This window comes from Rahnella variigena, from assembly GCF_003610915.1.
Taxonomy (GTDB): Bacteria; Pseudomonadota; Gammaproteobacteria; order Enterobacterales; family Enterobacteriaceae; genus Rahnella; species Rahnella variigena.
The window spans coordinates 168,292-186,091 of sequence record NZ_NSDJ01000001.1; the positions used below are offsets into that span (position 1 = coordinate 168,292).

At 52.5% G+C, this 17,800-nt stretch carries 19 protein-coding genes; 5 read left to right on the forward strand and 14 right to left on the reverse strand.

The genetic code is table 11. From position 1 onward, the window contains the following. Window positions 1-26: 26 nt before the first annotated feature. A complete protein-coding gene (locus CKQ54_RS00765; protein WP_112286840.1) occupies window positions 27-668 on the reverse strand; it encodes a Rossmann-fold NAD(P)-binding domain-containing protein in 642 nt (213 codons plus the stop codon). Between the two features lie 239 nt (window positions 669-907). Between CKQ54_RS00765 and CKQ54_RS00770 the strand changes: the two genes are divergently transcribed. Continuing rightward, window positions 908-1,426 carry a type 1 glutamine amidotransferase domain-containing protein gene (locus tag CKQ54_RS00770; protein WP_112286776.1) on the forward strand — a complete coding sequence of 173 codons (519 nt, stop codon included), beginning with the start codon at window positions 908-910 and terminating at the stop codon, window positions 1,424-1,426. Window positions 1,427-1,462: 36 nt separating this feature from the next. On the opposite strand, the gene CKQ54_RS00775 is transcribed toward CKQ54_RS00770, so the two are convergent. After that, a complete protein-coding gene (locus CKQ54_RS00775; RefSeq protein ID WP_120162390.1) occupies window positions 1,463-1,900 on the reverse strand; it encodes a YhbP family protein in 438 nt (145 codons plus the stop codon). Between the two features lie 133 nt (window positions 1,901-2,033). On the opposite strand from CKQ54_RS00775, the gene CKQ54_RS00780 reads away from it, so the two are divergent. Then, a complete protein-coding gene (locus tag CKQ54_RS00780) occupies window positions 2,034-2,336 on the forward strand; it encodes a GIY-YIG nuclease family protein (protein ID WP_113877119.1) in 303 nt (100 codons plus the stop codon). A gap of 56 nt (window positions 2,337-2,392) precedes the next feature. Here CKQ54_RS00780 and CKQ54_RS00785 read toward each other — a convergent pair whose 3' ends face one another. Together CKQ54_RS00785 and ubiT are read right to left on the reverse strand one after the other, a co-directional pair. After that, window positions 2,393-2,896: a GNAT family N-acetyltransferase gene (locus tag CKQ54_RS00785; RefSeq protein ID WP_113877118.1), complete on the reverse strand. Its 504-nt coding sequence runs from the start codon at window positions 2,894-2,896 to the stop codon at window positions 2,393-2,395. Beyond that, window positions 2,890-3,411 (reverse strand): ubiquinone anaerobic biosynthesis accessory factor UbiT, encoded by a 522-nt coding sequence (gene ubiT, locus CKQ54_RS00790; protein WP_120162391.1) that lies wholly within the window; start codon window positions 3,409-3,411, stop codon window positions 2,890-2,892. The genes CKQ54_RS00785 and ubiT overlap by 7 nt, the downstream gene beginning before the upstream one ends. Window positions 3,412-3,725: 314 nt before the next feature. On the opposite strand from ubiT, the gene ubiU reads away from it, so the two are divergent. Further along, on the forward strand, window positions 3,726-4,721 hold the full coding sequence (gene ubiU / locus CKQ54_RS00795; protein WP_112286781.1) for a ubiquinone anaerobic biosynthesis protein UbiU: 996 nt from the start codon (window positions 3,726-3,728) through the stop codon (window positions 4,719-4,721). A 14-nt stretch (window positions 4,722-4,735) separates the two neighbouring features. Further along, entirely contained in the window at window positions 4,736-5,614 is an 879-nt protein-coding gene (locus CKQ54_RS00800) for a U32 family peptidase (protein ID WP_113877116.1), read from the forward strand. A 53-nt stretch (window positions 5,615-5,667) separates the two neighbouring features. Here the strand turns inward: CKQ54_RS00800 and CKQ54_RS00805 are convergent, their stop codons facing one another. The 3 genes from CKQ54_RS00805 to CKQ54_RS00815 all read right to left on the reverse strand — a co-directional run bounded on the left by CKQ54_RS00805 (window position 5,668) and on the right by CKQ54_RS00815 (window position 8,971). Further along, complete coding sequence (locus CKQ54_RS00805) at window positions 5,668-6,756, reverse strand: ABC transporter permease (RefSeq protein WP_208644600.1); 1,089 nt, start codon at window positions 6,754-6,756, stop codon at window positions 5,668-5,670. A gap of 71 nt (window positions 6,757-6,827) precedes the next feature. Continuing rightward, complete coding sequence (locus CKQ54_RS00810; protein WP_208644601.1) at window positions 6,828-8,012, reverse strand: ABC transporter permease; 1,185 nt, start codon at window positions 8,010-8,012, stop codon at window positions 6,828-6,830. Continuing rightward, window positions 7,997-8,971 carry an HlyD family secretion protein gene (locus CKQ54_RS00815; RefSeq protein WP_120162393.1) on the reverse strand — a complete coding sequence of 325 codons (975 nt, stop codon included), beginning with the start codon at window positions 8,969-8,971 and terminating at the stop codon, window positions 7,997-7,999. Before CKQ54_RS00815 ends, CKQ54_RS00810 begins: the two co-directional genes overlap by 16 nt. Before the next feature lie 328 nt (window positions 8,972-9,299). Here CKQ54_RS00815 and CKQ54_RS00820 point away from each other — a divergent pair, with 328 nt between their 5' ends. Next, on the forward strand, window positions 9,300-10,325 hold the full coding sequence (locus CKQ54_RS00820; RefSeq protein ID WP_120162394.1) for a luciferase-like monooxygenase: 1,026 nt from the start codon (window positions 9,300-9,302) through the stop codon (window positions 10,323-10,325). A 135-nt stretch (window positions 10,326-10,460) separates the two neighbouring features. Here CKQ54_RS00820 and CKQ54_RS00825 read toward each other — a convergent pair whose 3' ends face one another. The 7 genes from CKQ54_RS00825 to rbfA all read right to left on the reverse strand — a co-directional run bounded on the left by CKQ54_RS00825 (window position 10,461) and on the right by rbfA (window position 17,729). Continuing rightward, entirely contained in the window at window positions 10,461-12,383 is a 1,923-nt protein-coding gene (locus CKQ54_RS00825) for a DEAD/DEAH family ATP-dependent RNA helicase (RefSeq protein ID WP_120162395.1), read from the reverse strand. Beyond that, window positions 12,373-12,453, reverse strand: coding sequence for a protein YrbN (gene yrbN, locus CKQ54_RS26075; RefSeq protein ID WP_096335046.1), 81 nt, complete (start codon window positions 12,451-12,453; stop codon window positions 12,373-12,375). Before yrbN ends, CKQ54_RS00825 begins: the two co-directional genes overlap by 11 nt. A 115-nt stretch (window positions 12,454-12,568) precedes the next feature. Beyond that, on the reverse strand, window positions 12,569-13,453 hold the full coding sequence (nlpI, locus tag CKQ54_RS00835) for a lipoprotein NlpI (RefSeq protein WP_112286786.1): 885 nt from the start codon (window positions 13,451-13,453) through the stop codon (window positions 12,569-12,571). A 129-nt stretch (window positions 13,454-13,582) separates the two neighbouring features. Further along, the gene (pnp, locus tag CKQ54_RS00840) at window positions 13,583-15,706 is read right to left on the reverse strand and encodes a polyribonucleotide nucleotidyltransferase (RefSeq protein ID WP_120162396.1); all 2,124 of its coding nucleotides are present in this window, start codon (window positions 15,704-15,706) and stop codon (window positions 13,583-13,585) included. Between the two features lie 273 nt (window positions 15,707-15,979). Then, window positions 15,980-16,249 carry a 30S ribosomal protein S15 gene (gene rpsO / locus CKQ54_RS00845; RefSeq protein WP_014333706.1) on the reverse strand — a complete coding sequence of 90 codons (270 nt, stop codon included), beginning with the start codon at window positions 16,247-16,249 and terminating at the stop codon, window positions 15,980-15,982. A gap of 122 nt (window positions 16,250-16,371) precedes the next feature. Further along, window positions 16,372-17,316, reverse strand: a complete 945-nt coding sequence (gene truB / locus CKQ54_RS00850; RefSeq protein ID WP_120162397.1) for a tRNA pseudouridine(55) synthase TruB — start codon at window positions 17,314-17,316, stop codon at window positions 16,372-16,374. Continuing rightward, window positions 17,316-17,729: a 30S ribosome-binding factor RbfA gene (gene rbfA / locus CKQ54_RS00855; RefSeq protein WP_101078324.1), complete on the reverse strand. Its 414-nt coding sequence runs from the start codon at window positions 17,727-17,729 to the stop codon at window positions 17,316-17,318. Before rbfA ends, truB begins: the two co-directional genes overlap by 1 nt. Between the last annotated feature and the right edge of the window lie 71 nt (window positions 17,730-17,800).

Here is a 17,800-nt window from a genome sequence, read left to right on the forward strand (position 1 = left end):
GGATCCGGCTCAGCGGATCACGCGAATTAAAGATCTTCGATACTGGCGGCAATCTCATTGGATTCCAGCACGGTGATGCCGCCTAATCCGGCGTTAAATGCCTGCTCCTGCAATGCTTTCGCCACCACATCAGAATCAATCGCTTTCCATTTCCCCGGCAGCATTTTAAACAGCGGCGCACTGAGTTGCTCAAGAAGACGCGGCGGATGGCGCTTTCCGACTAATAACGAAGGCCTGACTAATGTCAGCAACGGCCATCCCTGCTGCATCAGCGCCAGCTCCATTTCGCCTTTGGTGCGGTTATAGAGAAAACGCGAACGGGCATCGGCGCCGTTAGCACTCACAGCCAGACAATGGCGTGCGCCCAGTTCGCGTGCCGCTTTGGCGCAATCCACCACCAGATCGTAATCCACCGCCCGGAATGCCTGCGCACTGCCCGCCTGTTTTCGCGTGGTGCCCAGACAGCAGAACAGTAAATCAATCGGCTCATCGAGTGCGACCACCAGTGACGTGAGATTGTCTCCGAGCGGATTAAACAGCTTATTCCCTGGCAGCAGCGGACGACGGCTGGGTGCCACGATGCGGCTGACTCGTGGATCAAGTTGCAACAGACGTAAGAGCTCACGCCCGATCAGGCCACTTCCGCCCAGCAGAAGAACTTTTGCCATATCACTTCCTTTTAAAAAACGGCTTTCGCGCTGCGATTTTGAAACATGGATTCTGAAACACGGGTTCTGAAACATGAAAGCATGAACAGATATTTGAAGTGTTACCTGAATGTAAATATCACGCTATAAGACAGTTCCTGTTACTTTCGCAGACTCGGACGAATCCAGTTTGATCATCCCGCCGCTGGCTTGTAGGCTTAGTAGTGTATGACGAAAACACATTCTCAGCAGGAGGAACCATGAGCAAGAAGATAGCGGTACTCATCACTGATGAATTTGAGGATTCAGAATTCACTTCACCCGCCGAGGCCTATAAAAAAGCTGGCCATCAGGTTATTACCATCGAAAACAAAGCGGGCAACGTGATCAAAGGCAAACAGGGCAAGGCGAAAGTCACCATTGATAAATCGATTGATGATGTCAACGTGGCTGACTTCGATGCGCTGTTGCTACCTGGCGGACATTCGCCGGATACCTTGCGTGGTGACGACAGATTTGTCGATTTCACCCGTGATTTTGCGAAAAGCGGCAAACCCATTTTCGCCATCTGCCACGGCCCGCAGCTACTGATCAGCGCCGATGTTATACGTGGCCGAAAACTCACAACGGTTAAACCGGTAGTCGTCGACGTTAAAAACGCCGGTGCAGAGTTTTACGATAAAGAAGTCGTGGTTGACGATAACACGCTGGTCACCAGCCGGACGCCGGACGATCTGCCCGCCTTTAACCGTGAATCACTGAAAATTCTGGCGGCATAAGCCTTGCGCCCCTTCTGCGGAAGGGGCGATTTCTCTTCAAACTTCCCTGTCCCATAGCAGTTTCTTGCCAAAACCCAGCGCGTTATCGGTCATTTTAATGTGACTGAGTTTCAGTCCCCAGACCGGCGCTTTCATGGCGATGGCGACCGGGAAATGCCTGCAATAAAGATGTCGCGCATGCGCTTCTTCTTCACCGCTAAGCACGGTGGCTTCACCGCGATACTGAATGCCTTTAATCAGGGCAATTGTTTTCGGATGCGGAGCAATCGTGCCGACTATATGCGGTGATTTCGCCATCAGCGTACCGTGCAGGGTTTTCATTTCGGTCATGAAATACAACGTCATGCTTTCTGCATCCGTGACGTAAAAACAGTTCGCGCTCCACATCTCGCCGTCCGCAACGGCACACAGCGCCAGCACATGCTGTTTATTTAGAAACTTCAGAATATGTTTCAGGTCATCAGGGTTATTCATCACATGCGCCTTATTTTGGTTTGTGTCAGTTTACCGCCCCATGTTGATGTTTTGCCTCACTCTGTTGTGCCTTTAAGATAAATAGTGTGCCTTTCAGGTAAACTGACACAAAATTTCCTGACACGCAGAGCTTATGTCCGCCCCATCCAACTGGTTTTTATACATGCTGAGAACCCCGACCGGGATGCTTTACACCGGCATAACGACCGACGTGACACGGCGTTTAGGCCAGCATCAGTGCGGAAAAGGGGCGAAATCGTTGCGGGGAAAAGGTGAGCTGACGCTGGCATTTCATTGTCCGGCTGGCGACCGTTCACTGGCTTCAAAGCTGGAGATTAAAGTCAAAAAACTGAGCAAAGCGCAGAAAGAGTTGCTGGTGAGAAATGCACCGGAATGTCTGGAAAATTATCTGGGTTTAACGGAAAGCGGGAAATGAAAAAGGCCGGAAACCGGCCTTTGTTTTATCTGAGCAAAAAAGTTGGCCCTGAGATATCAGAAACGATTGAACGCCGACGGGAAAACCACCTCTCCGCTGGCATCTTTCAGTGCGTCGTCTGATAAGGTGAACAGCTGGAAAGCCGTTTCCGTTTCCGGCCAGCGGCAATGCAGGTCATGAGCAGCAGCCGGTTTGAATCCAAAGCGCTGGTAATACGCCGGATCACCCAATACCACTACCGCGGCATAGCTGAACTCATTCAGGGAATCTAACCCTTCATAAACCAGTTTTTCGCCCAGCCCCTGACCGCGCAAAGATTCATCTACTGCCAGCGGCGCGAGCCCGACCCAGTTGCGGTCTTCGCCCCGGATATCCACCGGGCAGAAAGCAACATAACCCACCACACCGCCTTCATCGTCGGTCGCCACAACGCCCAGCGTCAGCAGGCCATCTTCGCGCAGTTCCTGCACCAGATCCGCTTCTGCGCCCGTCGGGAATGAGGCGCGTAACAAACGGTCAATGCCCGCAGCATCTACCGGAATTTCAGTACGAATTAACATGGCTCAGCTACCGGAGCTTGCGGCTCACGGTCCTCTTGCAGACCCGCTTCGACAAAATCGGCCAGGCGCAGCAGGCCATTTTTCAGCAGCAGCGGCATAGTATCAAGATCGATAGAATCCATCAGATTCTTCACGTACAAGCCCAGTTCGGTATCACCCTCAATACGAAGACGGCGCTGGAAGAACAGCGTGTCCGGATCTTCTTTACGGGCAGCGATCAGGATCAGATCGTTTGCATTACCGCTGAAGCTGACATCGGCTTCGCCACGTTCAGCGATCACCAGTTTGCTCTCCTGCACTGACATCAGCCAGGTCAGGCTAAGATCGCTGACCTCAATTTTCAACCAGCGGCCTTCAAGGAAATCCAGCTCTCCGTCGGCCAGCGCCTGACGAAGCTGCCAGCTCAGGACCTCTTGCAAAACCTGCCGTTGCAACGCAAAAGGCGTGAATTTCAAAGGCAGACTTAACAGGGATGGTCCCTGACGGACCACACGTGCACGTAGTTTTTGCAACACTGGCACTACTCCTTTCGGTAACTTTTCGGCAAGTTTTAAGGCAGTTATACCGCCTATTTTGACACATTGCCGGGAACGTTCAGCGGTCTACATCAATAAATACTGCAACAGAAAAACATCACGTACAACCTCCCCGGGCGCTGTATGCCTTCCAAAGCCGCAGAAACTGCCTCAAATCAAAATATTGCATCCATTGCTTCTCTAAAATAGTTCGCCAATCAAAGCCCTGACTGATGAATGAATGACGTCGGCAACTGGCTTTTCATCACCCACCAACCTCAGCTCTGGCTGGCCGGTTGCAGTAAGGAACGAGAATGGAGCTACTTTGCCCGGCAGGGAATTTACCTGCATTGAAAGCGGCGATCGATAATGGCGCAGACGCGGTGTATATCGGCCTGAAAGATGACACCAATGCACGCCATTTCGCCGGACTGAATTTCACGGATAAAAAATTGCAGGAAGCTGCGGATTACGTTCACCGTCACCGCCGTAAACTGCATATCGCCATCAATACGTTTGCGCATCCTGACGGCTATCAGCGCTGGGAACGCGCAGTGGATATGGCCGCACAGCTCGGCGCAGATGCGCTGATTCTGGCCGATATCGCCATGCTCGATTACGCCGCGAATAAATATCCTCACGTTGAGCGCCATGTGTCGGTGCAGGCATCGGCCACCAACGATGAAGCCATCCGCTTCTATAAACGTAACTTTGATGTCGCCCGCGTTGTTTTGCCGCGCGTGCTTTCGATGCATCAGGTGCGTCAGCTTTCCCGTACCACTGTCGTGCCGCTGGAAGTATTCGCCTTTGGCAGCTTGTGCATCATGGCCGAAGGCCGCTGCTATCTTTCTTCCTATCTGACCGGTGAATCGCCAAATACCGTGGGTGCCTGTTCACCGGCGCGTTTTGTTCGCTGGCAGCAAACGGCGCAGGGCATGGAATCCCGCCTCAACGACGTGCTGATCGACCGTTATGACGAAGGTGAAAACGCCGGTTATCCGACCCTGTGCAAAGGGCGTTATCTGGTAGATGGTGCGAAATATCATGCGCTGGAAGAACCAACCAGTCTGAATACGCTGGAGTTATTGCCGGAGTTGTTCGCCGCCAATATCGCCTCCGTGAAAATTGAAGGACGTCAGCGCAGCCCGGCGTATGTCAGTCAGGTAGCCCGCGTATGGCGTGCGGCAATCGACCGCTGTATGGCGGATCCGCAAAACTTCAAAACCGATGACGCCTGGATGAAAACGCTGGGCTCCATGTCTGAAGGTACACAAACCACGCTCGGTGCTTATCACCGCAAGTGGCAGTAATCGAAGAGACGATGATGAAATATTCTTTAGGGGCCATTCTTTACTACTGGCCGAAAACGCAGGTTGAAGAGTTTTATCAGGCCGCAGCGGACAGCAGTGCGGATATCATTTATCTCGGTGAAAACGTCTGTACCAAACGCCGTGAGATGAAAGTGAATGACTGGATGGAGGTCGCGCGTCAGCTGGCCGCATCCGGTAAACAGGTGGTGATTTCCACGCTGGCCTTGTTGCAGGCACCGTCCGAACTGAATGAACTGAAACGCTATGTAGAAAACGGCGAGTTTCTGCTGGAAGCTAACGATTTCGGCGCGGTGAACATGGCAGCCGAACGCAATCTGCCGTTTGTCGTCGGTCATGCGCTGAACTGCTACAACGCCGTCACGCTAAAAATCCTGCAAAAACAGGGCATGATGCGCTGGTGTATGCCGGTCGAGCTTTCCCGCGACTGGCTGGTCAATCTGCTGAACCAGTGCGATGACCTGGGTATCCGCGATAAGTTTGAAGTGGAAGTGCTGTCGTACGGACATTTACCGCTGGCCTATTCGGCACGCTGTTTCACGGCTCGTTCTGAAAACCGTGCGAAAGATGAATGCGAAACCTGTTGCATCAATTATCCGCAGGGACGCAAAATGCTGTCGCAGGAAAATCAGCAGGTGTTCGTGCTCAACGGCATTCAGACGCAGAGCGGCTACTGCTATAACCTTGGCAATGAACTGGTATCAATGCAGGGATTAGTCGACATCGTGCGCCTGTCGCCGGAAACCAAAGATACCCTCGCTACGCTGGAAGCGTTCCGTAACAATGAACGCGGTTTGCTGCCACTGACACTCACCGATAAAGCTGACTGTAACGGCTACTGGCAGCGTGTCGCCGGGCTGGAACTGCGCCCCTGACAGCGCCTGTTCAGTGAAAAGGGAGAAGACCTGGCGGTCATCTCCCTTTTTTATCACAAATTTCTCTGCTTCGGACGGAACATCGCTCTGAGCCGGACACCATCGCGCAACATGCCCACGGCAATGCCAATAAAGGTGTAAAACAGGCACAAGATCAGCAGCATCAGAATATCGCCGCCCACATCTTTAAACGGCAGCCCCATCTGATTCACACCGGCAATAGCTTTGGTCGCCCAGGTTGAAGGCAGCATAGACGAAACGCCCCTGACCCACGCGGGCATCGCCTGTAACGGCCAGATAGTACCGGAAATATAAAAGACCGGTGTGGTGATAAAGGCCAGCGTGAGGTAAATCAGTTCGACGCTGCGCAGGCATTCCGTCACCAGTTTCCCGAGCCCCAGCACTGCCAGCAGGAACGGGAAGGTCAGCAGCAAAATTTCAGGAATGCTGGCCGTTTGCCGGTAACCCAGGATCCATGGCCACAGCACAAACAAGACGATCGACAGAAACAGCCAGACCGGGATCAGCGCCGAAATGCCGCCCAGAAACGCCGGTATCGCCGGTTTTCCGGAAGGTCCGCTGTTGAGCACAATGCTCACGCGCACGCTGGCGATCAATAATGAGTGCTGCAATAACATCACCAGCAGGCCGGGGAAAATAATTGCCGCAAAGCTGATGCCGGGGTTAAACACATCCAGCGTCTGTCCGACAATCGGCGAAAGCACCACGCTGGCCTGCCGCTCACTGAAGCCGCTGCTCAGCAACAAATCCGTGTTGTATTGCGTGAGAATTGCCTGATACGCCGACAGCACATCCTGCTGGATCTGCCCGTTCGCCAGCCGGTTAGTCGCATCGCCGTACACCGGGATCACAATGTTCTGCCCCGCGAGGATCTTCTTCTCAAGATCTACCGGCATGATGATCACCGCGAAGAGCTTACGCAACGCCAGATCGTGTTCGGCCTGCGCCAGGCTGTCGTAAGCCACCGTCGCGACTTTGGAAGTGGCGTCCAGCTGACGAGTCAGCATCCGGCTGGCGGTGCTGTGATCCTGATCGACCACCGCCACCGGCAAATCCCACACCGTGCGGTTCGCATAGACCAGGCTCATCACGCACAATGACAGCAGCAACATCATCCACATTGGCTTGTCGAGCAAACCGGTGAGCACTTTACGGAATGTCGTCCACCAGGTTTTAAACCATTCACGACGGGTCACTGGCCTGCCTCCTGTCGTTTAAGCCGCATGTAGAGGCATCTGCGCACCAGCAGGCCGGTCAGCAGCGGATAAATGAGCAGGATGCAGCACACCATCAGAATACCGCGCACCGAGACTTCGCGCAGGAAGACGTCAAACATTGCGGCCAGCGCATAACTGAGCGGCTCAATGCCGGAAATAATACGCGCTGGCAGCGGCATCGACAGCACCGGTACCGCCATTCCGGAGAAAGTCAGCGCGATACTGACGAAAATCCCCATCATGGTGTAAGCGGTAATGGTGGTTTTGGTGAAGGTGAAAAGTAACAGCCCGAGGCTTTGCGCAGCGATCACATAGAAGAAGCCAATCACCACCATATACAAAGGATTACCGCTGACGCGGGCGTCAAAGAATCCAACCAGCATCGCGATTTCCACCATCAGTAACGTGGTGAAACACAGCGTATAGGGTGCAAGTTTGCCGAGCAGCGCCAGCGTAAATGACGGCGCACTGAGCAACGCCTGGCTGCGTGCCATCACGTAGATCATGCAGGTCACGGTAAACAGTTGCAGCAGGTGAATCGTCGCAGCGAATTGCTGGTAATAGATGTAGCTGCCGCTGGCGTTAAACAGGCTGCCGTAGGATAAATCGACGCTGGCCAGCGATGGCAGCGTTTTGCCGATTTCAGTCGCAATAATCGAACGGTAACTGGTATTCAGTTCGGTGATCAGCCCGCTGAAATCCTGCGTGGAATACAGACCGGCACCGTAAAATAACGCGTTGTAATACAGCACCACGCTCGGCTGTTTTCCAGCCAGTACGTCGGCTTCAAAATCATTGGGAATATACAACAGCGCATAATCCTGCGCGGTACGCAGGCGGTATTCCGCTTCCGGTAAACCGCCTTCGAACGCCTGCACATGCGCGTGTGAACCGGCGTCCAGTTTGCGGGTAAGCGTTTTGGATAATGAGCTGTGATCGTTATCGACCACAGACACCGGTAAATCCAGCAACGTGCCTTCGGAAAAGTTGCTGCTGATAAGACCAAACAGAAGCAAAGGGAAAATCCAGCACAGCCAGTGGATCACCGGTTTGCGAAAGGCGTGATTCACTTCACGGGTAAAAGAGCGGCTGAAACAGCGCCATGCGGCTTTTACCCTTTCACTGCGTGGCGCTTTTACCGGCTTCACTTCGCTTTCCATTGCCACAATGCACTCATGCCCTGACGCAGTCCGGGCACCGGTTTCGCAGGGTAAAGACGCACTTCAAAGGTTTTTAAATCGAAGTCACCCGTCGCGCGCGTGGCGCGTTTGGTCGCATAGTCTCCGAGCGGCGCGATATAGCGAACTTCGGCTTCAATCATCTGGTTATTCAGCGCGGGAACGCGCATCTGCACTTTGTCGCCTTTGCGCACGCCAGCCAGAATATCTTCACGCAGGTTAAAGACGAAATAGGCGTCAGGCAGACGGACCAATGTCAGCAAAGGACTGTTGGCACTTTCCAGTTCGCCGACTTCTACCGGGATCGGCCCCACTTCACCATCGACCGGCGCTTTAACCTGTAAGTCATCGGTTTGCGCTTTCACTTCCAGTAAGTCTTCTTCCGCCTGACGAAGCTGCGCGGCATAGCTATCGCGCTGTTCCACGCGGTCGCCGTTTACGCCTTCATCAAGATTGGCTTTAGCGACCAGAACTTGTGCATATGCGCTGTCGCGGGCGCGGCGTGAATCTTCTAAATCAGAGGCTGAAATAAACCCTTTAGCCGCCACTTTGACATTGCGGTTGTAGAGATCGCGGGCGTTCACATATTCTGCCTGAGACTGCGCCAGGGTGGCTTTGAGGTTACGGATACTTTCTTCGCGGGTACCGTTAACCGAGAGATCGAGCTGCGCTTTTGCCTGATCGCGGGCAGCTTCGGCAGCGCGCAATTGCGCCATCATTTCCGGGCTGTCGAGAGTTATCAGCAATTGCCCGGCTTTTACATCGTCACCGCGTTCAACATGACGTTCAATCACGCGGCCTTTCGATTTCGACGCCACAATCACTTCTGGCGCATCGACTTCTCCCTGTAACAGTAAATCCTGATTGTGCGCACGAAACAGCACCGCCAGAGAAACCGCCGCCGCAACCAGCAACAGGGTCAATAATATTCGTTTACTCATCGGTGCTTCATCCTTTTTGTTTGCCTGTGTTTATCATCGGCTTTTGGTTCTCCATTCCATGATTGTCCTTTCCCGCCAACGCCCGTTCTTAAAGGCGCGTGTGCGCTTGTGTCAAATCATAGCGGGATGAACAAAGACTGTTTAACACAAAACAACATATTCATAAAAACTATAATTTAAGTTACTCAAATCGATTTTAAGGATGTTTTAACGGCAATTAAGGGCACAAATGCCGTATTCAATCAGTAGTTATTGGGTAATACTCGTTCTAATTATGAGCGGAGTGAATGCTTTCTCCGCGCTTTCCTTTGATGAGTGAGCCGTGATTATGTCTGAGAAAAACACCGTTCCCCTTTCCGTGCTCGATCTGGCGCCGGTTCCGCAAGGAGCCGATCCGGCCCGGGCATTCCAGTGTTCCCTTGAACTGGCGCAGCACGCTGAGAAGTGGGGCTACCAGCGTTACTGGATGGCAGAACATCACAACATGACCGGTATCGCCAGTGCGGCGACCTCCGTGCTGCTGGGTTACATCGCGGGCGGAACCAAAACGATCCGCGTAGGTTCCGGCGGTGTGATGCTGCCAAACCACTCCCCGCTGGTGATTGCTGAACAGTTCGGCACGCTCGCCACGCTGTATCCAAATCGTGTAGATCTGGGACTTGGCCGCGCGCCGGGTACAGACCAGCGCACAATGATTGCGCTGCGCCGTCATCTTTCCGGTGAAATCGATAACTTCCCGCAGGATGTGCAGGAATTGCAGATGTATTTCGGCGACGTTCAGCCACAGCAGGCCGTACAGGCCGTGCCGGGACAAGGTTTGCATGTGCCACTCTGGTTACTCGGTTCAAGCCTTTACAGCGCGCAACTGGCGGCGGCTCTTGGCCTGCCATTTGCCTTCGCCTCACATTTTGCACCGGACATGCTGTATCAGGCACTGGCGATTTATCGCAGCAAATTCCAGCCTTCCGCTCAGCTCGAAAAACCTCATGCGATGGTGTGCATCAACGCGATTGCCGCAGACACCGATGAAGAAGCGCGCCGGATGTTTACCTCCAATCAGCAGCAGTTCATTAATCTGCGCCGCGGAATGCCGGGTAAACTCCCTGCACCGGTCGATAACATTGAAAGCCTGTGGTCAGCTCAGGAACGCTTTGGCGTCGATAACGCGCTGCGCATGTCAGTGGTCGGTAACAAAGAAACAGTGCGTCAGGGGCTGCAAAATATCCTGCGTGAAACCGAAGCTGATGAGCTGATGATCAACGGTCAGATTTTTGATCACCAGGCTCGTCTGCATTCGTTCGAAATTGTGTCTCAGTTGCAGGGCGATCTGGTCAAAGAGCAGCGCATCAGCTGATCCTCGTAGTAAATTACAGACGAAAGTAAATTGCAGACGAAAGTAAATTGCAGACGAAAAAAAACCAGCCCGATGAAGGCTGGTTTTTTATTTTCTGACGTTAAGTCATCTGAAACTCAGCGAGCTGGATTCAGATTATGCGTCAGTAGTACGACGTGCTGCGCGGCTTGGCGGACGACGGTCGCCAGCTGCTGAAGAACCTTCACGACGATCACCGCTGAAAGAACGTGGAGCACCGTTACCACGGCCACCTTCACGACGTTCACCGTTGAAAGGACGCGGAGCACCGTTACCACGACGCTCACCGCCAGCACCGGCCGGACGATCACGACGTGGAGCCTGTGGCACTGCATCACCGATCAGCTGCATGTTCATCGGTTTGTTCAGGATACGCGTACGGGTGAAGTGAGACAGGATCTCGCCCGGCATACCTTTAGGCAGTTCGATAGTTGAGTGCGTACCGAACAGCTTGATGTTACCGATGTAACGGCTGCTGATGTCGCCTTCGTTAGCGATAGCGCCAACGATGTGACGAACTTCAACACCATCATCACGACCCACTTCGATGCGATACAGTTCCATTTCGCCAGCGTCACGACGCTCACGACGTGGGCTGTCGCCATCACGTGCAGGACGGTCGTTGCTGCGAGCCGGACGGTCACGACGATCGCCACGATCACCGCGGTCGCCACGATCTTCGAATTCACGACGTGGTGGACGGCTTTTGAAGACCGGATCCGCTGCAACGATCAGAGGACGTTCGCCCTGTGCCATTTTCAGCAGTGCCGCAGCCAGTGTTTCGATGTCCAGCTCTTCTGCAGGTTGCAGTTTAGCCAGCAGACCACGGTACTGATCCAGATCGCTGCTTTCCAGTTGCTGCTGAACTTTCGCTGCGAATTTAGCCAGACGACGTTCGCCCAGTACTTCTGCAGTTGGGATTTCAACTTCTGGAATGGTCAGCTTCATGGTGCGTTCAATGTTACGCAGCAGACGACGCTCACGGTTCTCAACGAACAGTAATGCGCGACCCGCACGGCCAGCACGACCGGTACGACCGATACGGTGAACGTAAGATTCTGAGTCCATCGGGATGTCGTAGTTAACAACCAGGCTGATACGTTCTACGTCGAGACCACGTGCTGCCACGTCGGTTGCGATCAGAATGTCCAGACGGCCATCTTTCAGACGTTCCAGAGTCTGCTCACGCAGCGCCTGGTTCATGTCACCGTTCAGTGCAGCGCTGCTGTAGCCGCTACGTTCCAGAGCTTCAGCCACTTCCAGTGTCGCGTTTTTGGTACGAACGAAGATGATCGCCGCATCAAAATCTTCTGCTTCAAGGAAACGCACCAGCGCTTCGTTTTTACGCAGACCGTAGACAGACCAGTAGCTCTGGCTGATGTCTGGACGGGTAGTCACGCTTGACTGGATACGTACTTCCTGAGGCTCTTTCATGAAGCGACGGGTAATACGACGGATAGCTTCTGGCATGGTTGCAGAGAACAACGCGGTCTGATGTTCAGCCGGGATCTGCGCCATGATAGTTTCGACGTCTTCGATGAAGCCCATACGTAGCATTTCATCAGCTTCGTCCAGCACCAGGCCGCTCAGGTTTGAGAGGTTTAGGGTACCGCGTTTCAGGTGGTCCAGCAGACGGCCCGGGGTACCCACAACAACTTGTGGTCCCTGACGCAGTGCGCGCAGCTGAACGTCATAGCGCTGGCCGCCGTAAAGGGCAACCACATTCACGCCATGCATGTGTTTAGAGAAATCAGTCATTGCTTCAGCAACCTGAACCGCCAGTTCGCGGGTCGGTGCCAGAACAAGAATTTGTGGTGCTTTCAGTGAAGCATCAATGTTATGCAGCAGCGGTAAGGAGAATGCAGCTGTTTTACCGGAACCTGTCTGAGCCATGCCCAGAACGTCGCGGCCATTTAACAGGTGAGGAATACACTCAGCCTGGATTGGTGAAGGTTTTTCGTAGCCCAAATCAGTCAGGGCAGAAATGATCGGAGCAGACAGCCCCAGGTCAGCAAAAGAGGTTTCAAGCTCAGTAGTCATGTACACGTGCCTCATTAATAATGGCAGCCAGTCTACATAACTCGTCGAGAAAATTTTCAGTCATTTTCATTGAAAAGTGTGAACCGGCTCAAATTAGATTATAAAACGAACAAAGCAACCCTCGCCCGTTAAGGCGCTTAAAAATGGTAAATACCATGATTAAAAAGGCTGATTGGTGTCGTCAGCTATTGCTGGTCCGATTCTGATAGGTCGTCTTGCTCATGGCCCAAAAGCGCCAATTCCAACAATGCATAGCGGTGCTCAACGAAGTTATGGACGTTGTTAGCTACCGTCAGTTTGAACAGTGCCGCGGCGCTGTTCTTGTCCCCCAGACTTAGGTAATGCTTACCTAAATAGAAGTCAGTTTCACTGAGATGCTCAGCGAGCGAAGTGTTATCCGTTGCTTCTGCCTTGAGGCGTTCCATCAGCGTAGATTCGCTGATTTTGCCCAGGTAGAATTCGACGATATTCCATCCCCATTGCCCTCTGTCCGCTTTGTCATAACGCTCCTGGAGCGCTACTTCGGCATTCTTCGGATTGATTTCTCGCTCCGCAAGATAAAGCCATAACGAACGGAAGGGATCATTTGGATCGTCTCGATAAAACGCCTGCAGATCATCCTGCGCTAACGAGAATCGGCCACCGTAATACAGGGCGATACCTCGGTTCAAACGCGCGTAGTTGTAAGTTGGATCAAGCTCTAGTACAGAATCAAACGCTTCATAGGCAGCATCGAAATTGCCTGCCTGCGTTAGGTAAATCCCCAGGTAGTTAAAAACTTCTGGCATATCAGGACGAATAGACAGCGCTTGTGAAAAATCATTTCGCGCCAGTGCTCTTAGCCCGAGACTATCATACAGCACACCGCGCTCATATAATAGCTGTGCTCTCTCATCATCGGTTAATGACCGGCTGGCAAGTATTTGTTCCATGCGTGCCAGGATGACTTCCTGCTGCAACGTCGGCTGCAACGGAATCGCCAGAACTTCGTTTTTACGCCAATCATGGTTGCTGCATCCTGCCAACATAAGTGCTGTCGCAACATAACACCAGCGCAAGAAAGGCTTCATTTCTACTCCCGGAGACAAACATTGGATGAACATCCTGTCATCCGCTTGCTTAACACAAACGCGTCCTGCGTCCGTGAGACGAACAGCTCCTCCCCATGTGGAAAGGAGCTGTAAAACTTCTGTTACAGATTATTCTGCTGCAGGTTGCTCAGTTGTTTCGTCCTGAGAAGGTGCGGTAGCTTCTTTGATGCTCAGACGCACACGACCCTGACGGTCAACTTCGAGAACTTTAACCGGAACTTCCTGGCCCATCTGCAGGTAATCAGTCACTTTCTCTACACGCTTGTCAGCGATCTGAGAGATGTGTACCAGACCTTCTTTACCGCCGCCGATGGCAACAAACGCACCAAAGTCTACGATACGGGTCACTTTACCCTGATAGATACGGCCAACTTCGATTTCAGCAGTGATCTCTTCGATACGGCGGATAGCATATTTCGCTTTCTCGCCGTCTGTAGCTGCGATTTTCACAGTACCGTCATCTTCGATTTCGATAGTGGTGCCGGTTTCTTCAGTCAGAGCACGGATCACAGAACCACCTTTACCGATCACGTCCTTGATTTTGTCCGGGCTGATCTTGATGGTGTGAATACGTGGAGCAAACTGAGAGATATCGCCACGTGGTGTGCTGATAGCCTGTTCCATCACGCCCAGAATGTGCAGACGCGCACCCTTAGCCTGGTTCAGAGCCACCTGCATGATTTCGCGGGTGATACCTTCGATTTTAATGTCCATCTGCAGCGCGGTGATACCGTCGCGGCTACCGGCCACTTTAAAGTCCATGTCGCCCAGGTGATCTTCGTCACCCAGAATGTCGGACAGAACGATAAAGCTTTCGCCTTCTTTAACCAGACCCATTGCGATACCCGCAACAGCGGCTTTAATCGGCACGCCTGCATCCATCAGGGCCAGAGATGCGCCACAAACGGAAGCCATTGAAGATGAACCGTTAGATTCAGTGATTTCAGATACCACACGTACGGTGTACGGGAAGTCTTCTGGTTTTGGCATCATCGCCAGTACGCCACGTTTAGCAAGACGGCCATGACCAATCTCACGACGTTTTGGCGAACCTACCATACCGGTCTCACCAACAGAGTACGGAGGGAAGTTGTAGTGGAACAGGAAGCTGTCAGTTTTCTCGCCCATCAGCTCATCCAGGTTCTGTGCATCACGGGCAGTACCCAGTGTTGCAGTAACCAGTGCCTGAGTTTCACCACGAGTGAACAGCGCTGAACCGTGAGTACGTGGCAGAACGCCAGTACGCACATCCAGACCACGGATCATGTCTTTTTCACGGCCATCGATACGTGGCTCACCACGCAGAACACGGCTACGAACCACGTTCTTCTCGATGCTGCCCAGAATGTCAGAGATTTCGCCAGCGTCCAGAGTTTCGTCTTCAGCTTGCAGAGCCTGAACAACGTCAGATTTGATGACGTTAATCTGGTTGTAACGCTCTTGTTTCTCGGTGATCAGGTACGCATCACCCAGACGGGATTCAGACAGTGCAGCCACGCGAGCATGCAGCTCAGCGTTAACCACTTCTGGCTGCCAGTCCCATTTTGGCTTACCGGCTTCAGCAACCAGTGAGTTGATGTTGTCGATAACGATTTGTTGTTGTTCGTGGCCGAATACGACCGCGCCCAGCATCTGATCTTCGCTCAGCACTTCAGCTTCAGATTCAACCATCAGAACCGCGCCCTGAGTACCGGCAACAACCAAGTCCAGACGGCTTGTTTTCAGCTCATCTGCGGTTGGGTTCAGAACATACTGGTCGTTGATGTAACCAACGCGTGCAGCACCGATTGGGCCGTTGAATGGAATACCAGACAGGCTCAGGGCAGCAGACGCACCGATCATCGCAACGATGTCAGGGTTAACTTGTGGGTTCAGGGAAACCACAGTCGCGATAACCTGAACTTCATTCAGGAAGGAGTCCGGGAACAGAGGGCGAATCGGACGGTCAATCAGACGTGAAGTCAGAGTTTCGCCTTCGCTTGGACGGCCTTCACGACGGAAGAAGCTACCCGGAATACGACCAGCAGCGTAAGTACGCTCCTGATAGTTAACAGTCAGCGGGAAGAAGCTCTGACCTGGTTTAGCTTTTTTCTGGCCAACAACGGTAACGAATACCGCAGTGTCGTCCATGCTAACCATAACAGCGGCAGTTGCCTGACGAGCCATCATGCCGGTTTCCAGCGTAACGGTGTGCTGGCCGTATTGGAATTTACGAATAGTCGGATTAAGCAATGTAATGTCCTTTTGTATGACGCGCAGCTGTTATGACAGCAGTTCACGCCGATCAATATCCGAGCTTCTCACTACATTCTCGCGACTAATGACAATCCTTATATACCTGGCAATGTGGTAATAAAGTCTCTCATTAGCCGCGCGAAAACATCTGTAACGGAAGTTCATGTACTTAGAATAACAACAGAAACAGCAGCCATACAGTACCCTGATTTGGCGTTGCTTCCTAGAATAAAGGGGCCTATTGGCCCCTTTACACTGAAACTCGCTTGATTAGCGACGCAGACCCAGACGTTCGATCAGGCTGGTGTAACGTGCTACATCTTTACGCTTCAGGTAGTCCAGCAGTTTACGACGCTGAGAAACCATACGCAGCAGACCACGACGGCTGTGGTGATCTTTTTTGTGCTCTGCAAAGTGACCTTGCAGATGGTTAATTTGAGCAGTCAGCAGAGCAACCTGAACTTCGGTAGAACCACTGTCGTTAGTGCCACGACCGAAGTCGGAAACGATTTGAGCTTTAGCTTCAACGCTTAGAGACATAATCTTACTCCAAAATATTATAGATAATTAAACGGGTGCCGATCTCTAATTCAGCAACCCAATGCATAAGCTGCGCTATTCTACCCTTTGCTATATGTGATCGCAAGGTGAGCAGAAAGCGCTTAATCCGTGTATTCGACGACCAGACGACGCGGCGCAATGCGGCCATCATCATCAATTTCGCCCACACCGATAAACTTACGTTCTTCGCCTTCAGTGATGCGAACCATACCACTGACCGGTGCGCCAGATGCCTGAACAGGTTGGCCCTGTTTAACATATCCGGCGACGACAGGGAGCAGGTTCACTTCCGGGAAGTCTTCACACGCGCTGTCCATAGGCAATAACAAGGGATCCAGCAATAAGCGTGCCTCTATGCCCTGCTCTTCTGCCTGAGCGATCAGTTCATGGAGTTTTTCCATGGTGACCATACGCTCTGAAGGATAGGTTGCCACCTGCAAACGACGCAAATAAGTCACGTGCGCACCACAGCCCAATTTTTCGCCCAGATCATCCACAATCGTGCGGATATATGTGCCTTTGGAACAGTGGATTTCTAATTCAACCTCGAAGCCTTCCCAGCGGATGAACTTGAGTTCATACACGGTGATGCTGCGGGATTCTCGCGGAACTTCGATGCCCTGACGCGCGTACTCGTACAGCTTTTTCCCTTCATATTTCAATGCAGAATACATGGAAGGAATTTGCCGGGTTTCCCCGCGGAAACTGTCGAGAGCATCGTCCAGTTGCTGCTGAGTGAAGGCCATTTCACGTTCAGAAATGATGGCACCTTCAGCATCTGACGTATCCGTGCGTTGTCCCATACGGGCAATCACGCGATAACGTTTGTCAGAATCGAGCAGGAACCGGGAAAACTTGGTCGCTTCGCCTAAGCACAGCGGCAACATGCCAGTGGCTAAAGGATCGAGCGCGCCGGTATGTCCTGCCCGGTTAGCGTTATAAAGGCGTTTAACCTTTTGCAGGGCATCGTTAGAAGACAAGCCTAAAGATTTGTCCAGTAGCAGAACACCGTGTATATCACGGCCGCGGCGACGTGGGCGACTCATTATACTTCCTCGTCATCGCCTGCAGCTGAACGGCGTTCAGCATCGTTCTTCACGACGTTGGTCACCAGATTGGACATACGCATACCTTCAACCAAAGAGTTGTCGTATGCGAAAGTCAGTTCTGGTACGACACGCAAACGCATCGCTTTACCGATCAGCGTACGGATGAAACCTGACGCGTCCTGCAAAGCTTTGATGCCATTCTTCACACGATCAGGATCGTGATTGTCAGTCGTCAGCACGTCCAGGAAGGTCACGAACACTTTGGCATAGGCCAGGTCACGTGAAACTTCAACGCCTGAAACGGTCGCCATGCCTACGCGCGGGTCTTTGACTTCACGCTGTAAGATGATGGCGATTTCTTTTTGCATCTCCTGAGAGACGCGCTGAGTACGGCTAAATTCTTTTGCCATGATGCTTTTCTCCTCACTTGCTCCAGACAAACAAGGGGGCGCAAGGCCCCCCATCTGGATATCAGCTACTT

Excerpts from the sequence above, each read along its gene's own strand:
- CKQ54_RS00765 (WP_112286840.1), bottom strand. The coding sequence starts at position 668 with ATGGCAAAAGTTCTTCTGCTGGGCGGAAGTGGCCTGATCGGGCGTGAG.
- CKQ54_RS00770 (WP_112286776.1), top strand. The coding sequence starts at position 908 with ATGAGCAAGAAGATAGCGGTACTCATCACTGATGAATTTGAGGATTCA.
- CKQ54_RS00775 (WP_120162390.1), bottom strand. The coding sequence starts at position 1,900 with ATGAATAACCCTGATGACCTGAAACATATTCTGAAGTTTCTAAATAAA.
- CKQ54_RS00780 (WP_113877119.1), top strand. The coding sequence starts at position 2,034 with ATGTCCGCCCCATCCAACTGGTTTTTATACATGCTGAGAACCCCGACC.
- CKQ54_RS00785 (WP_113877118.1), bottom strand. The coding sequence starts at position 2,896 with ATGTTAATTCGTACTGAAATTCCGGTAGATGCTGCGGGCATTGACCGT.
- ubiU (WP_112286781.1), top strand. The coding sequence starts at position 3,726 with ATGGAGCTACTTTGCCCGGCAGGGAATTTACCTGCATTGAAAGCGGCG.
- CKQ54_RS00800 (WP_113877116.1), top strand. The coding sequence starts at position 4,736 with ATGAAATATTCTTTAGGGGCCATTCTTTACTACTGGCCGAAAACGCAG.
- CKQ54_RS00805 (WP_208644600.1), bottom strand. The coding sequence starts at position 6,756 with ATGTGGATGATGTTGCTGCTGTCATTGTGCGTGATGAGCCTGGTCTAT.
- CKQ54_RS00810 (WP_208644601.1), bottom strand. The coding sequence starts at position 8,012 with ATGGAAAGCGAAGTGAAGCCGGTAAAAGCGCCACGCAGTGAAAGGGTA.
- CKQ54_RS00815 (WP_120162393.1), bottom strand. The coding sequence starts at position 8,971 with ATGAGTAAACGAATATTATTGACCCTGTTGCTGGTTGCGGCGGCGGTT.
- CKQ54_RS00820 (WP_120162394.1), top strand. The coding sequence starts at position 9,300 with ATGTCTGAGAAAAACACCGTTCCCCTTTCCGTGCTCGATCTGGCGCCG.
- CKQ54_RS00825 (WP_120162395.1), bottom strand. The coding sequence starts at position 12,383 with ATGACTACTGAGCTTGAAACCTCTTTTGCTGACCTGGGGCTGTCTGCT.
- yrbN (WP_096335046.1), bottom strand. The coding sequence starts at position 12,453 with ATGAAAATGACTGAAAATTTTCTCGACGAGTTATGTAGACTGGCTGCC.
- nlpI (WP_112286786.1), bottom strand. The coding sequence starts at position 13,453 with ATGAAGCCTTTCTTGCGCTGGTGTTATGTTGCGACAGCACTTATGTTG.
- rpsO (WP_014333706.1), bottom strand. The coding sequence starts at position 16,249 with ATGTCTCTAAGCGTTGAAGCTAAAGCTCAAATCGTTTCCGACTTCGGT.
- truB (WP_120162397.1), bottom strand. The coding sequence starts at position 17,316 with ATGAGTCGCCCACGTCGCCGCGGCCGTGATATACACGGTGTTCTGCTA.
- rbfA (WP_101078324.1), bottom strand. The coding sequence starts at position 17,729 with ATGGCAAAAGAATTTAGCCGTACTCAGCGCGTCTCTCAGGAGATGCAA.